Source organism: Arthrobacter sp. (assembly GCF_031179385.1).
Classification (GTDB): Bacteria; Actinomycetota; Actinomycetes; order Actinomycetales; family Micrococcaceae; genus Arthrobacter_D.
Map to the genome: position 1 here is coordinate 1 of NZ_JAPSHV010000090.1, position 12,146 is coordinate 12,146.

16 protein-coding genes, 1 tRNA gene and 2 pseudogenes are annotated in these 12,146 nt (G+C 62.1%); 13 read left to right on the forward strand and 6 right to left on the reverse strand.

All coding sequences use genetic code 11. The annotated features are described in order from the left end of the window. The first annotated feature begins 50 nt into the window (after window positions 1–50). Window positions 51–617: a VTT domain-containing protein gene (locus RIF85_RS11885; protein ID WP_309072115.1), complete on the forward strand. Its 567-nt coding sequence runs from the start codon at window positions 51–53 to the stop codon at window positions 615–617. A gap of 9 nt (window positions 618–626) precedes the next feature. Further along, complete coding sequence (locus RIF85_RS11890) at window positions 627–1,124, forward strand: DUF456 domain-containing protein (RefSeq protein ID WP_309072116.1); 498 nt, start codon at window positions 627–629, stop codon at window positions 1,122–1,124. A 40-nt stretch (window positions 1,125–1,164) separates the two neighbouring features. Here the strand turns inward: RIF85_RS11890 and RIF85_RS11895 are convergent, their stop codons facing one another. Together RIF85_RS11895 and RIF85_RS11900 are read right to left on the reverse strand one after the other, a co-directional pair. After that, window positions 1,165–1,635: an Lrp/AsnC family transcriptional regulator gene (locus RIF85_RS11895; RefSeq protein ID WP_309072117.1), complete on the reverse strand. Its 471-nt coding sequence runs from the start codon at window positions 1,633–1,635 to the stop codon at window positions 1,165–1,167. Window positions 1,636–1,913: 278 nt separating this feature from the next. After that, complete coding sequence (locus tag RIF85_RS11900) at window positions 1,914–2,420, reverse strand: hypothetical protein (RefSeq protein ID WP_309072118.1); 507 nt, start codon at window positions 2,418–2,420, stop codon at window positions 1,914–1,916. Between the two features lie 158 nt (window positions 2,421–2,578). Between RIF85_RS11900 and RIF85_RS11905 the strand changes: the two genes are divergently transcribed. The 3 genes and pseudogenes from RIF85_RS11905 to RIF85_RS11915 all read left to right on the forward strand — a co-directional run bounded on the left by RIF85_RS11905 (window position 2,579) and on the right by RIF85_RS11915 (window position 3,392). Then, window positions 2,579–2,651: transfer RNA gene (locus RIF85_RS11905), tRNA-Ala, on the forward strand. A gap of 145 nt (window positions 2,652–2,796) precedes the next feature. Next, window positions 2,797–2,889: pseudogene (locus RIF85_RS11910) on the forward strand (glutamyl-tRNA amidotransferase); the annotation flags it as partial. Between the two features lie 269 nt (window positions 2,890–3,158). Beyond that, on the forward strand, window positions 3,159–3,392 hold the full coding sequence (locus RIF85_RS11915; protein ID WP_309072119.1) for a hypothetical protein: 234 nt from the start codon (window positions 3,159–3,161) through the stop codon (window positions 3,390–3,392). A gap of 142 nt (window positions 3,393–3,534) precedes the next feature. Here the strand turns inward: RIF85_RS11915 and RIF85_RS11920 are convergent, their stop codons facing one another. Further along, the gene (locus RIF85_RS11920; protein WP_309072120.1) at window positions 3,535–4,332 is read right to left on the reverse strand and encodes a methyltransferase domain-containing protein; all 798 of its coding nucleotides are present in this window, start codon (window positions 4,330–4,332) and stop codon (window positions 3,535–3,537) included. 196 nt (window positions 4,333–4,528) lie between these two features. Further along, window positions 4,529–4,873, reverse strand: coding sequence for a hypothetical protein (locus tag RIF85_RS11925; RefSeq protein ID WP_309072121.1), 345 nt, complete (start codon window positions 4,871–4,873; stop codon window positions 4,529–4,531). Between RIF85_RS11925 and RIF85_RS11930 the strand changes: the two genes are divergently transcribed. Both RIF85_RS11930 and RIF85_RS11935 read left to right on the forward strand, forming a co-directional pair. Next, the gene (locus RIF85_RS11930) at window positions 4,872–5,207 is read left to right on the forward strand and encodes a GatB/YqeY domain-containing protein (protein ID WP_309072122.1); all 336 of its coding nucleotides are present in this window, start codon (window positions 4,872–4,874) and stop codon (window positions 5,205–5,207) included. The genes RIF85_RS11925 and RIF85_RS11930 overlap by 2 nt on opposite strands. Next, on the forward strand, window positions 5,200–5,640 hold the full coding sequence (locus RIF85_RS11935) for a nuclear transport factor 2 family protein (RefSeq protein ID WP_309072123.1): 441 nt from the start codon (window positions 5,200–5,202) through the stop codon (window positions 5,638–5,640). Before RIF85_RS11930 ends, RIF85_RS11935 begins: the two co-directional genes overlap by 8 nt. A 394-nt stretch (window positions 5,641–6,034) precedes the next feature. Here RIF85_RS11935 and RIF85_RS11940 read toward each other — a convergent pair whose 3' ends face one another. Beyond that, window positions 6,035–6,397, reverse strand: a complete 363-nt coding sequence (locus RIF85_RS11940; RefSeq protein WP_309072124.1) for a hypothetical protein — start codon at window positions 6,395–6,397, stop codon at window positions 6,035–6,037. A 1,104-nt stretch (window positions 6,398–7,501) separates the two neighbouring features. Between RIF85_RS11940 and RIF85_RS11945 the strand changes: the two genes are divergently transcribed. The 5 genes from RIF85_RS11945 (at window position 7,502) to RIF85_RS11965 (ending at window position 10,630) form a co-directional block, all read left to right on the forward strand. Then, a complete protein-coding gene (locus tag RIF85_RS11945) occupies window positions 7,502–7,810 on the forward strand; it encodes a hypothetical protein (protein WP_309072125.1) in 309 nt (102 codons plus the stop codon). Further along, window positions 7,782–8,168: a DUF1801 domain-containing protein gene (locus RIF85_RS11950; RefSeq protein WP_309072126.1), complete on the forward strand. Its 387-nt coding sequence runs from the start codon at window positions 7,782–7,784 to the stop codon at window positions 8,166–8,168. The genes RIF85_RS11945 and RIF85_RS11950 overlap by 29 nt, the downstream gene beginning before the upstream one ends. A gap of 464 nt (window positions 8,169–8,632) precedes the next feature. Further along, window positions 8,633–9,100, forward strand: a complete 468-nt coding sequence (locus RIF85_RS11955) for a GatB/YqeY domain-containing protein (protein WP_309072127.1) — start codon at window positions 8,633–8,635, stop codon at window positions 9,098–9,100. 36 nt (window positions 9,101–9,136) lie between these two features. Continuing rightward, window positions 9,137–10,030: a ribonuclease Z gene (locus tag RIF85_RS11960; RefSeq protein ID WP_309072128.1), complete on the forward strand. Its 894-nt coding sequence runs from the start codon at window positions 9,137–9,139 to the stop codon at window positions 10,028–10,030. Window positions 10,031–10,246: 216 nt separating this feature from the next. Further along, the gene (locus RIF85_RS11965; RefSeq protein ID WP_309072129.1) at window positions 10,247–10,630 is read left to right on the forward strand and encodes a hypothetical protein; all 384 of its coding nucleotides are present in this window, start codon (window positions 10,247–10,249) and stop codon (window positions 10,628–10,630) included. A gap of 469 nt (window positions 10,631–11,099) precedes the next feature. Here RIF85_RS11965 and RIF85_RS11970 read toward each other — a convergent pair whose 3' ends face one another. Next, a complete protein-coding gene (locus tag RIF85_RS11970; RefSeq protein ID WP_309072130.1) occupies window positions 11,100–11,609 on the reverse strand; it encodes a DUF3830 family protein in 510 nt (169 codons plus the stop codon). Window positions 11,610–11,724: 115 nt separating this feature from the next. On the opposite strand from RIF85_RS11970, the pseudogene RIF85_RS11975 reads away from it, so the two are divergent. Continuing rightward, window positions 11,725–12,146, forward strand: a pseudogene (locus tag RIF85_RS11975) (hypothetical protein); the annotation flags it as partial.

Here is a 12,146-nt window from a genome sequence, read left to right on the forward strand (position 1 = left end):
ACAGGTTGTAGAATTTATGTGTCAGGGGCGGCGTCGTCGAAAGGAAGCGTGTGGATATTTTCCTCGACCTTCCGTTGGGCTGGGCGATTCTGGCACTGTTCTGCGGCGCCATGATGCGCTCCAACGCTACCTACTGGATCGGCAGGGGGATTGCCGCGGGCGGGCGTCACACCCGGTTCGAGCGGCACCTCAACGGCCCGGTCATGAAGCGTGCCGAGCGGTTCATGAACACCTTCGGCCCCTTCGCGGTCACGCTGTGTTTCCTCACCGTCGGCATCCAGACGGCGGTGATCAGCAGCGCGGGTATCGCGAGGATGCGCATGATCAGGTTCCTGCCCGCCGTCGTGCTTGGCAGTCTCCTCTGGGCGATCGTCTACGCGACCGTGGGGATGGCGGCGATCGCCGCCTGGGTGGCGCTGGTCCTCGCGTCCCCGGCCGCCGCCGTCGTTATCTCGGTAGCGCTGCTGGGCGTTCTGGGGTTCCTGCTCTGGCGCAGGAACCGCGGAAAGCGGCAGAACCCGAAAGCGGAAAAACCAACGACGGCGGAGCCTGCCGAGGGCGCGTCCGATCCGACATTCAGCGCGGCGCCACCGGACCACACTGACCGTTCCGCATAGGCTGGGGCTATGGAAGCCCAGATCATCGTCACGCTCGTTTGCGGACTGCTCATCGCCGTCGGCGTTGCCGGAATCATTGTTCCCGTGCTGCCCGGTGCCATCACCATCGGCGTCAGCCTGCTCATCTGGGCGCTGGTCCTGCAGAACACGGTGGGCTGGGTGGTCTTCGGCCTGGGGGCGGTGCTGGTAGTTGCCGGCATGCTGGCCAGCGCCGTCCTGACCGGCAAGCGGCTCAAGGGCCGCCGGATTCCCAACCGTTCCATTGTGGTCGGCGTGGTGGTTGGCCTGGTGGGCATGTTCGTCATCCCCGTGGTGGGCCTGTTTGTCGGTTTTACGCTCGGCCTGCTGCTCAGCGAGTACCTGCGACAGCGTGAGTTCCGTCCCGCCCTGCACTCCAGCGCGGTTGCGCTGAAGGCGATGGGGATCGGCATCCTGATAGAACTGGGCTGCGCCTTCGCGGCCGGCAGCATCTGGAGCATCGGCGTTATCCTGCACTTCTTCATCTGACCGCGCACGCCCTCTGTGGGCGGTTCAGACCATCGGCAATTTATTCCTCATGGAGCAGACCGGTGATGCGATAGGGGATGACCTCCCGCAGGAACATCTGTGTCGATGTCCTGGTGATGCCCGGGCACAGCCTGATTTCCTCACTGACGCGGTACAGATCATCGGGGCTCCGGGCGACCACCCGCAGCAGCAGGTCGGTGTCTCCGGCCGGGGCATGGCATTCGAGCACCTCGGGAATGTTCCGTAAGGCGTCGATGGCGTCGTTGAGCTTGCTCTGGTCCAGCTCTGCGCTGACCATGGCTGTGACGCCCCGCCCTACGGCTTCGGGAACAACCCGGGCCGAATTCGGGCGCAGCGTGCCAGCTGCAGCCAACCGTTCCAATCTGGAGTGAACCGTACCGCGGGCTAACCCGAGCTTCTGCGCGAGCAGCATGACGGGAATGCGGGGATCCTCATCGAGCGCGAGGAGGATTTTACGGTCCGTCTGGTCGAGCTGTTGCAAAATGATCACTTCCTGTCCTGCAAGGCCTGCTAGCTTTGATCAGTTTGACCAACTACTGAACCAACTATTGCACGAATTGTCTGAGCCCTGTTCAAATGAATTCCAGAACGGGCCGAGCCACAAGCAAGTGCCCGTGAGGTGCAGGAGAAACGGCACAACCCGCCGCGAACCTGTCAAAGGAGCCCGCAAAGCACCGACCTTGTTGTTCACACAGCTTTAGACCCCTGAATCCGCCTTCCTGGCAGATTCAGGGGTCTTGCTGTTTCAGCGGCACTGGACGACGGGCGTCAGCCGTGTGCCTCCACCGGTGTCTGGGCGCGGGGCTGGAAGAACCGGCGGTATCCGAGGAACAGCACAATACCCAGTCCAATGGTGACCGTAATGAAGGTGAGTGTGGTGTCTCCGGACATGAAGCCGCGGAAGATGCTGTAGATCAGGGTGAAGAGGCTGCCCAGCACGACGCCATTGGCCAGAACCCGGTTCCGCTTCTCAAACAGCAGGCTGAGACCGAGCATGACTACCGACGCAGCCAACGACACCGTGGTGACATTGCGGTTGTAGGCTTCGTTTTCCTCCATCCAGGCACGGTTCGCGATCTCATATTCCCGCTGGGCCTCCTGTTGCTGGGCCAGCTCTTCATCCGTGGGTTCCGTATTCATCGGGACGGACAATTCGATGGGGAATTCCGGCATCTCAGGCGGCGGGTAGAAGGTGCGGACCCCGAGACCGACGAACAGCGCGAGAATGACCCCCAGAAAGACCGTGTAAACGGCCTTGAGCACTTTGTCGTCCATGACCAGATTCTAGGTCTGTTGTCCCGTGCCAGCGCGGTCGCGGGAGAAGTGCTCCCGATTCGTTATTGCCGCCCCACATGGTGTGGCCGGGTGAAGGTTTTTGACGCCTCAGCTTGTTCCAAAGCCGCCCGCCGCCATATGATCGAACGCAGTGGCACGGGGCTTTAGCTCAGTTGGTAGAGCGTTTCGTTCGCAATGAAAAGGTCAGGGGTTCGATTCCCCTAAGCTCCACTATTGACGGGGATATTCGTCCCTTCCTTGGGGCAATCCCACACTTTCCCTCTTTGGGGGGTTTCAAATGCCATGGTCATGGCACTACGGTAGCGTCATCTGCGGCAGCTGTGCCGTGGTGTTCATGACTTCTTCAAAGCCTGCCCGCGAGAAGTCCGGCAAGGTGCCGGTCGAACTGACCGGCGCCCAGGTCATCGCTCTCCTGCAGAAGGAAGCAGCCAAGCGCCGCGAGACCGCAGAGACGCCTTGACGGTCCGGAGAAGACTCTGCAGCTACACCGCAGAGTCTGGTGCCATGACCGAGAGAACGGCGGCGAACCGCCTCAGCGCGGCGAGGGTCGACTCGTCCATAATTGCTTCCTTTGATGGGACGGGCCTTTGCCCTTTCCTGACATGTGTACGGAGCGACGGCCCGGTCACCGGGACCAGGGAGGGCGGACGCGCGTTGAGGAGATGGCAGTGCTCCGCACACATAGTCAGGACGAAGCGGCCCCACGAAAGGAACCTGATGGGCACCACCACGAACGGACAGCGCGGAGACTGCGGCATGTGCGTAACCGCAGCTGACATCGGCATCCCGGAGTATGGGCTGATGATCGCGTACACGCACCCCGGCTGCCGGGATCAAGGCTCGTGCGCGGAGTTCGTTCCGGGCCGGCCGGTGGACGGCGGCGGCGGGCCGATGTGCCTGCGATGCAAGGCCTACGAGGACGAGCACCTCTGGGCGGAAAGCAAGCAGTGAAGCGCTGGGCTCTGCGGATACGCGGGTGGCGCCTATTACTTACTACTTCGCGACCCTGACACCATCGCGGGTTTCATCAGGAGACCTGCTAGCGCAGGTCGGTTGGAAGATCTGCCAGCGTCGAGGGCTGTACCCTATGCCTTTACGACTGCTTCTCTCCCGCTACCCAGAGAAAGACATTCTCGTAGCGGACGCTGCCATCTGGGCGTGTATGCTCACGGTCCGCTTCCATGAAGGCAGCGCGGACCGCGGCCTCGCCGCTGTGCGCGATGGCCATCTGATTCGGACCGGCGCTGGCATTGGCCCGCCATGATAATTCCGTGCTAGGGAAGACGAACGGACAGGCAACCTCGCCCTCGTCCACGATGCGCAGCCCCGCCTGCTGCAAAACTTCGGCCAGCGCACCGGGTTCCGCCAGAGTCGCCGGATGCGGTGGCGAGACACCGGGGGGAGGCGTCGGCATCAGGGGGCCGATTCTCGACACCAGCGCTGTCAGCAGCTCGCAGCGCTCGGGTGGCCCCCAGGCTGTCACGACGACGCGGCCGCCGGAGCGCACGACACGGACGAGCTCGCGCATTGCCGCCGACATGTCGGCCGCGTAGAAAATGCTGTTTACTGCCGTGACCGCATCGAAGCCGGCATCGGCGAAGGGAAGAGCCTCCAAGTCGCCTTCCCGTATGTCGGCCTTGGGCAGTCGCTCTTGCGCGATGGCGACCAGCTGCGGTGAAGCGTCAAGAGCAGTCACCCGCGCGCCGCGGAAGCTAGCCAGCACGGCGAGCAGCCCGGCGCCGCACCCCGCGTCGAGTAGACGTGTGGAGGGGGTCACGTGCGCGGCATCCAACACTGCACTGGCCAGCGGTAGGGTTAATTGCTCCACGTAGGTTGCGAAATCCTGGGCGCGTGCGCCCCAGAGCTGACCTTGTGTCGTTGCGCTGCCCATACAGACCTCCGTCTGCTCATCAGGTTGATTCATATCGCGTGGGGCCGCGAGTTGGAGTCGACGATCTTCCGATCCATCCAGCGCGTTCGAAGACCACGGTTTGGGAGCTCTCGTGGTATCAATTATGTTCGGGGCGGCTGGCGTGTGCAACGTACCGGGCGATGCACTGCGAGGCACTGAACCCGCCACATCCGGATCACCGAACGACGAGATGGGGCTGCGCACCAGATCTCCAGAACCGTGATGGCTCCGGGTGTACGGAGCACGTTCGCTTCCATGCGCAGTCGACAGCCTCCGGCAGCTCCTCGAAGACTTCGGTATGATCGTCGGCCCGCACCATGAACAGGGCATCCGCGTCGACGGTGATGTCCACCGGGACGGAGGCATGTCCCAGATGGTTGGGAGTGAGGGCGAGGACGGACCGCTGTACGCCGTCAATCTTGAAGAGGGCGAGGTGTGCCCGATAGCTCTTGCTCTGCAAGACGCCGGTTGAGCTGAGCGATGCCCAGGCCACTGCCTGCTCCAGAAAGGAAGCCGCCATGCGACGCGAGACGGCAGAAATCTACAATAAGGCCGGCGAACACGACCGGGCTGCTTCGGAGATTGCCGAAGCAAAAGTCATCGAGGCCTACCTTCCGAAGGCGCTGACCAGCTCCGAGGTTGAGCAGATCGTTCAGGGCGTCGTCGAGGACCTGAAGGCCGACGGCCTGGAGCGGCCCGGGCTACCTGTTGGTGTCGGGGCAGACCCGTTGACTCGCCACGAGCACCGGAGTCTACTGGGATTGGACGGCGCCGGCCGTGAGGCGCCGCACCGGGAAGCGGCCCGGCGGCACTCCCGCGTGGACCGCCTGATCAAGGGAGGCACCAATGGGTGACGCACGTGAGACCATGGACCGAATGACCAGGGCCATGATGTCGCAGGACAGGGCCGCAATGGCCGCCTGCTATGCAGAGGACGCGGTCGCTACCTCGCCGGACCAAGGCGAAATCAGGGGACGCGATGCCATCGGGAGTTACCTGTCGCAGATGGCTGAGGCTTTTCCCGATGCACGATACGAGCCCTTGGAACAGCACGAGGCGGGGAACGTCGCGATTGATGAAGGCTACTTCACCGGAACGAACACGGGCCAGATCCAGATGCCTCAGGGCGAGAGTCTCCCGCCGACGGGACGCGAACTTAGGCTCAGGACCTGCGATGTCGCCCGCGTCGAAAGCGGCCTGATCATCTCCCACCACTTCTACTGGGATCAACTGGAATTTATGGGTCAGATGGGCTTGCTTCCGGAATCTAAACCAGGGGCTCCTTAGCCAGCTCTGACCAGGAGCAGCTCGTCCCATTCGGTGGTGTTATCGGGGCCATCGGTGCCGGCTTGCCATCGTCCAGTCCGGCGGTGTCTCCATCATCGCTGCCCGGCCGAGCCCGGCCTGTCGCGACGTACTTGTCTTTGATTTTGCCCCCAGGATGTCGCCGATGTTGTTGCGACGTTCGTGTACAGAGACGAACTTCTCGAATTTGTGGCTGTGCCCCTGCCGGAGACAGGTCGGTGAGCATCACGCCGGCCCGTACGTAGGGAATGCCATCCTTGATGCGGGGCTTTTGGGCGGCGATAGCGCCGGTGTCTAGGACTGTCTTCGGTCCGGAAGTCCGGCCGGGGAGACTGGCCGACAGGGCTGCCTTGCCAGTGATGGATCGTTCGTGGGCCTACGGCTTGTCAGCTTGGGCGCCGTCCTCCAAGAAGGCGCTCGCCGCGTTGCTCACGTCACCGAACCGACCGTCGTGGATAGCCATCACCGGGGACTCATCACCGAGCGCCGGGGTGTCTCTGATGAACCACGCCCGGGCACGGTCCGCTCCCTGTGCGGCTAGCAGTTGCCACTGGTCGTAGGCGAACCGGAGGCGTTCTGCCTCCTTTTCATCAGGCTCCGGGCCGTCTTCCATGACCCAGTCGTCGGCAGTTAGTCGGACGCGGTCGCCTGCCAGGGCAGAGACCATGGTCGGTCCCAGGGCATCGGTCAGGAGCCGGACAATCTCGCGGATTCCCGGCGCTGCTGGTACATGGTTCATCTGCCCCGCTCCTGTCATTATTGGATCGCTGTTCCAAGCCTATGCCCCTGGGATCTTGGATTCGAAGGGAGGACGATTAGAGGACCCAAGCAAAAGAGGTTCCGCGATGTGCTACGCCTCAAATAAGGATTTCGGCTGGGGTTCCCGTTAGGAATCCTCGGGCAGGACGGGAAGACGCCGGACTGACCCGGACCAGGGCGTTGAGTCTTGGACATGGAGCCGGAGAAAATCAAGGCGCTGATCGACTATGCCGAGAAGATGGCTGCCTTCATAGAAGCCGAGACAGAACTGGTTTCATGAGATCGGCAAGTCACCCGCGGTGTCCGACCTTACACCTGGACCGGATCAATCCGGACAGCTCCCTAACCGGGGGTCGCTGCGTTCACCGGCGCGATGCCCACGTTCATCGCGGTCCTCGGGAGTGATCTCCTGGACCTCGGCGGAACCTGGGGCGCATAGAGCGCCTAGCTGGCCGCAGGCGTACTGGCGCTGGGGCTCCTCCGCCTACAGCCGTCGGAGGCAGGAGGGAGGGAAGCCCGGGCCCTTCCCGGACCGCCTTCCGTCTAGCCCAGCGGGAAGCTGCCAAGCCGGAAGCGGAGCGACGGCGCCGCGCAACCGGTTTGTCTGCCCGTAAATTGGGTCCGAACACCAGCACCACAAAAGGGGCGAAGGTGAGTGCGAGGACGATAACGAAGAGGGTATATTCCATGTCGAGCTCCTGCCCTTGATATCAGAGTAGGCGCCCAATGTGCCGCACACAACGGGTTGAGGCATGAACCGGGGGCCCGGCATTTCTACATAGACGGCGCAGCCGGGAGGCCGAATAACTAGCCCGTTACCAGCCTTTCGACCTCACGCCCTAATCTGGAATCGAACGACTTCCTGGACCGGGTCAGAGCCGTCGCGACCCTCGATGAGGTACTTAACCTCGTCGCGGTCCTGCCAGCGGTCCCGACACCCTGAAGCTCGGCCGGGCGGACCAAGGTCAGCGCACCGAACGCCGCCGAGGTCACAACACCGCTGTAGATCATCATTGTCCCGACGCCCAGGGTGCGCTTTACTGGATTCAATCTGTCTCTGCCTTGCTGACCGCTAGGAGCTCTGATGGCTGACGTGTTTGAGATCGTTCGTTCACGGGTACGTGCGGAGCGCGAGGAGGACATGCTGAAGCTGCGTCCTGCGATGATTGCCGCCGTACGGGCCAGGTTCCCGGAGCTAATTGAGGCCAAGCTGATCAGGCTGGATGACGGTTTATGGCTCGACATTGTCCGATGGAGCAGCCGCCAAGCGGCTGAACAGGCGGCAGCGCAGTTTGACCAGATCCCCGAAGCTCGGGCGATGAGTGAACTCATTGAGGAAATAGTATCTTTCGAGCACGGTACCGATGCTGAACCGCGTGCCGCCGCCGTCTGAAGCGGTGCTTTCCTTTCTTCAAGAGCGACACCCTCAAACTCGTTCGCTCGTCTTGTGGGTCCGCGACCAGGTACTGCACATCGAACCGGATTTGGAGGAACGGATCTACACGGGATGGAACGGGCTCGGTTATCGTTATCCCGACGCCGGTCTTGTCTGCGCGATCTATCCACAGTCCAATGGGCAAGTGCGGTTACAGTTTGAGCGGGGCATCAAGCTCGATGACCCGGACGGAGTGCTTGAGGGCACCGGCTGGCAGACTCGCTACCTAACGATCCTCGAGCCTGACGATGACGTCATGGCCCTCATCAACCAGTTTGTGCCGGAAGCGGTATCCCGACAGATTTTCCGACGGTAGCTACCGACATTTTCATCGACTGGATTTCAGCTCCGGGCCTTACCGAAGCCTGGCCCGCTACTGGCACCGGATTCCAGCTCTATTTGCCGGTGGTGGGGACCGGCCCTGGTGAGACAGCCCACCTTGCGAATATTGCTGTTCGCCCCCTAAAACGTTTCTTCTGTGCAAATAATGGGACTAACAAAGAGAATGGAGGAAGCAACATGCGTGGAAGCAACCTTATTTGGACCATCGTAGGCGTCCTGGCAGCCATTGCCTTGATCATCTGGATCGTTTCGGCGGTTTAGGACACCTCCTCCGAGCAGTTAGAAGAAGCCCCGGTCGCATTCGGCCGGGGCTTCTTCGCGCAGCAGCAGCCTGGCGCTGGTGCCGGCAGCGGCCCCCGACGGCGGGCGTGCATCTTGAACGTCGGGACGACCTATTGTGGAGGCAGGGTATGTTCGGCTATCGAATCGAGGAACACTATGACCACGCTCAAAGAACAGCTCCAGGCTGACGTCGTCGTACATATGAAGGCTGGCAACAAGGTTGCTTTGACGACCGTGCGCAATGTCCTGGGGGAGATCGCGACGCGCGAGAAGTCGGGCAAGACTCCCATGGAACTGGACGATGCGCAGGTGACGGCACTCCTCCAGAAGGAAGCAGCCAAGCGCCGCGACACCGCCGCTACCTACATGGAGGCGGGACAGGACAGCCGCGCTGCCGCAGAGATTGCCGAAGCGGAGATTATCGAGGCCTACCTGCCGGAGCCGCTCACGACTACGGATGTGGAGGCCATCGTGGACGAGGTCATAGCCGGCCTCAAGGCCGACGGTGCCGAGCTCTCGATGCGGCAGATGGGCGTGGTCATGAAGCCGGTCACTGCCAAGGTCGCCGGCCGCTTCGACGGCAAGGCTGTCAGCGAGATCGTCCGCACCCGTCTCGCGCAGTAGCCCCGTGTGCCACCGATCGGTGGCACACTCTGTTCCATGCGTGAATTTGTTGTCCTCGGTACTGGCTCGCAGGTTCCTACGCGGACCCGCAACCATAACGGGTACCTGCTGCGCTGGGACGGTGAGGGACTGCTCTTCGACCCGGGGGAGGGCACGCAGCGGCAGATGATCCATGCCGGCGTTTCCGCTGGGCAGATCACGCGCATCTGTCTCACCCACGTCCACGGCGACCACTGCTATGGCCTGCCCGGCGTGCTGTCGCGCATGGCGCTGGACGGCGTCGCCCATCCGGTGCACCTGCACTATCCGGCCTCGGGCGAGGAAGTGGTCCAAGCGCTGGTCTCCGTCTCGTCCCCGGGCATCGACCTGCGTCTGCATCCGCACGCCGAGGCCGGGCCGATCGCGCCGGGACTCGAGGTCCGGCCGCTGCATCATCGCATCGAGACCTACGGTTACCGGTTCGTCGAACCTGACGGCAGGACCGTCCTGCCGGAGCGGCTTGCTGCTGCCGGTATTTCAGGGCCCGACGTCGGCCGGCTCCAGCGCGAGGGGAAGCTGCTCGGAGTGAGCCTGGAGGATGTGAGTGTCCCGCGGCCTGGCCAGCGCTTCGCCTTCGTCATGGACACGGCTCCTTGTGCGGGAGCCGAGGAACTGGCCGACGGCGCCGACATGCTGGTGGCTGAGTCCACATTTGACGACGACGACGCCGAACTGGCCGCCCAGTACCGCCACCTCACTGCCGGACAAGCAGGTTCCTTGGCGACTGCCGGCGGGGTTGGACTGCTGGTGCTTACGCACTTCTCGTCGCGCTACGTTGACGTGGGTCCGCTTGCGGAAGAGGCGCAGGCGCAAGCGGGCCAAGCAACTGTCCAGGCCGCGAATGACTTGGACCGGATTGCCTTCCCCAAGCGACGCCGGCAATCTGCCTAGAGGTTTTCCCAAGCCTCATACATCAAAGTAACTAGTGGTCAGAGACCTCGGATGGTCATAGGCCCCGGACCCCGGACCCCGGCAGCTCGCCCCAGCCGCCGGGGTCCGGCTATGTCCGCAGGCATCAGAGCGCGAAGAAGAGGGCCGGGACGACGCCCGGCCCTCCCATGCACAACGTGATACCGTGCGCTTTGCAGAGCTTGCAGATCCTAATTAGTGCTTGCCACGGCCGTCACGGTTGCAAATCCGGACCGAGTCGTCGCTACGTATCCAACCTTCTTCTTCACTGTGGGTGAAGGCCACATAGCGGCCGCAACGCAGATCGCGGAACCTGACGGTGAAGTCTTCCTCATCGTCGTCAAGCCATACACGTTCCTTCTCCACGACATGTCCGTTACGGACAAGATAGACGGTAACTCGCTGGTCGTCCTCGTAGTCTTCACCGCTGACTTCGACGGCTCGTCTACCATCTCTCTCAATTTCCAGCTCAGCCTCGTCGTTGTCGCCGCGATGCCGACGGTGGTCGTCCCGGTCATCCCACCGGTCGTCCCGGTCATCCCACCGATCGTCGCCCCTATCCTTACGCGGTTTCTCCGCTAAAGTGGCGGATCCGCTGTCGGCGCTGGCTGGTGCTGCAATTCCGAGTCCTGCAAGGAGTCCAAGCAACATGCCTGTGATCATGGTAAACAGGCGCCACGTTACTGACTTTTTCATGATGACTTTTTACTTCCTGGTTTTTGCCGGGCACAGCGAACCCCTCGGGCGTTCGCCTCGGTTCCCTAAAAACGACACAAGCCCCCCGGCCGCGCATCCTCGCGTGCCGTTTCATGTTGTGCGAAGACCGATCCCGGCATCACCCGGGACGGCTCGTTTTCGAACACAAATCCAGTTTGCTTCAACTGGTGAAGCCCTCCCCAAGAGCTTGCCCCTACACCGTGCTTCTGCGGTGTGTCTGTAACACTAGGCCTACAGTAACGCGCCAACAACCCCGAAATTGGGTATTTACTTCAGCTGTAGCGGCGCTCGAAAATCGCCGGGCACCCCCGCAGATTGGGTACCCGTGTAAAGCTCAGCTGGCGGGCTCATGGCGTGAGAAGGTCAGCGTCTCTCCGCGCGCTCCGTCCATCCAGATGCTCTGGCAGGCAGCGGCCATTTCTTCGAGTCCTTCGACAACGGTCCCGAAGACGTTTCCCGGCACCCAGCCCTGGTCCCCATTGATCAGCAGGTTGTTGCGGCCGTAGAACAACGCCAGGTCAATGATGGCTTCCGGCGTCTGGACCCGGTCATTGTCCTTGTAGCCGTACGCGGGGGTATGCAGGATGTCCGCGTTGAACGTGAAGTAGCACAGGTCGCCCGGGATCGGAGTGACGGTGGTGTTTTCCTGCCCGGGTTCCTGCTGTGCGAATGCCGGCAGGAGGCTGTAGATCTCGTTGCGCGCGTACTTGCCGTGGAAAACCTGGCCGGACTGCGGCAGGGAGTCCCATACCGCCGCCGCCGTCCGCGGAGCCTCGTCGTCGAGCAGTCTGGCAATGCATGATACCTGCCGCTGCTCCAGCGAAACCTTGATAAACCGCGCCACGTAATCCTCCTTGTTGTTTTCCTGCCCGTCATAAGAACCAAATAACGGCGGCAGAAAAATACGCAAAAAATTTCCTCAAATTCTTAATGCGAGCGTAACCGATCATGCCCTACGATTGTCAACAATCAACCATTGCGAGGAGGGTTCAAAGGGCGAAATGACTTCACTTGCCAACTATGCAAGCATCGTTCCGGCGGGCCCGCTGGTGCTGAGCAAAATCGGGGTTGTAGCCCCGTACGACATGGCGTTGGACCACGAGATGGGGCGCTGGTCCGAAAACCTCGCCGACCTGTATTTCGCACGGTCGCCTTTCGAACCTGTGCTGGTCGGGGTCGAACAGGCCGAGCTAATTAGCCGGCCGGACATCGTGGCGGAAACCGCATGGCGGATCAGCGCCGTTTCACCGGATTGTTATATCTATGCCTGCACCTCGGGCAGCTTTATCCATGGCGTCCAAGGTGAACGTGAACTCGTTTCCGCCGTGCAGGGCTATGGCGTGCCCAACGTCCTCACTGTGTCCGGCGCGATCCTTAAGGC

Bases quoted from the DNA above. Each gene is read 5' to 3' on its own strand.
- RIF85_RS11890 (WP_309072116.1), top strand. From the start codon at position 627: ATGGAAGCCCAGATCATCGTCACGCTCGTTTGCGGACTGCTCATCGCC.
- RIF85_RS11900 (WP_309072118.1), bottom strand. From the start codon at position 2,420: ATGGACGACAAAGTGCTCAAGGCCGTTTACACGGTCTTTCTGGGGGTC.
- RIF85_RS11915 (WP_309072119.1), top strand. From the start codon at position 3,159: ATGGGCACCACCACGAACGGACAGCGCGGAGACTGCGGCATGTGCGTA.
- RIF85_RS11920 (WP_309072120.1), bottom strand. From the start codon at position 4,332: ATGGGCAGCGCAACGACACAAGGTCAGCTCTGGGGCGCACGCGCCCAG.
- RIF85_RS11930 (WP_309072122.1), top strand. From the start codon at position 4,872: ATGCGACGCGAGACGGCAGAAATCTACAATAAGGCCGGCGAACACGAC.
- RIF85_RS11925 (WP_309072121.1), bottom strand. From the start codon at position 4,873: ATGGCGGCTTCCTTTCTGGAGCAGGCAGTGGCCTGGGCATCGCTCAGC.
- RIF85_RS11935 (WP_309072123.1), top strand. From the start codon at position 5,200: ATGGGTGACGCACGTGAGACCATGGACCGAATGACCAGGGCCATGATG.
- RIF85_RS11940 (WP_309072124.1), bottom strand. From the start codon at position 6,397: ATGAACCATGTACCAGCAGCGCCGGGAATCCGCGAGATTGTCCGGCTC.
- RIF85_RS11945 (WP_309072125.1), top strand. From the start codon at position 7,502: ATGGCTGACGTGTTTGAGATCGTTCGTTCACGGGTACGTGCGGAGCGC.
- RIF85_RS11950 (WP_309072126.1), top strand. From the start codon at position 7,782: ATGCTGAACCGCGTGCCGCCGCCGTCTGAAGCGGTGCTTTCCTTTCTT.
- RIF85_RS11955 (WP_309072127.1), top strand. From the start codon at position 8,633: ATGACCACGCTCAAAGAACAGCTCCAGGCTGACGTCGTCGTACATATG.
- RIF85_RS11960 (WP_309072128.1), top strand. From the start codon at position 9,137: ATGCGTGAATTTGTTGTCCTCGGTACTGGCTCGCAGGTTCCTACGCGG.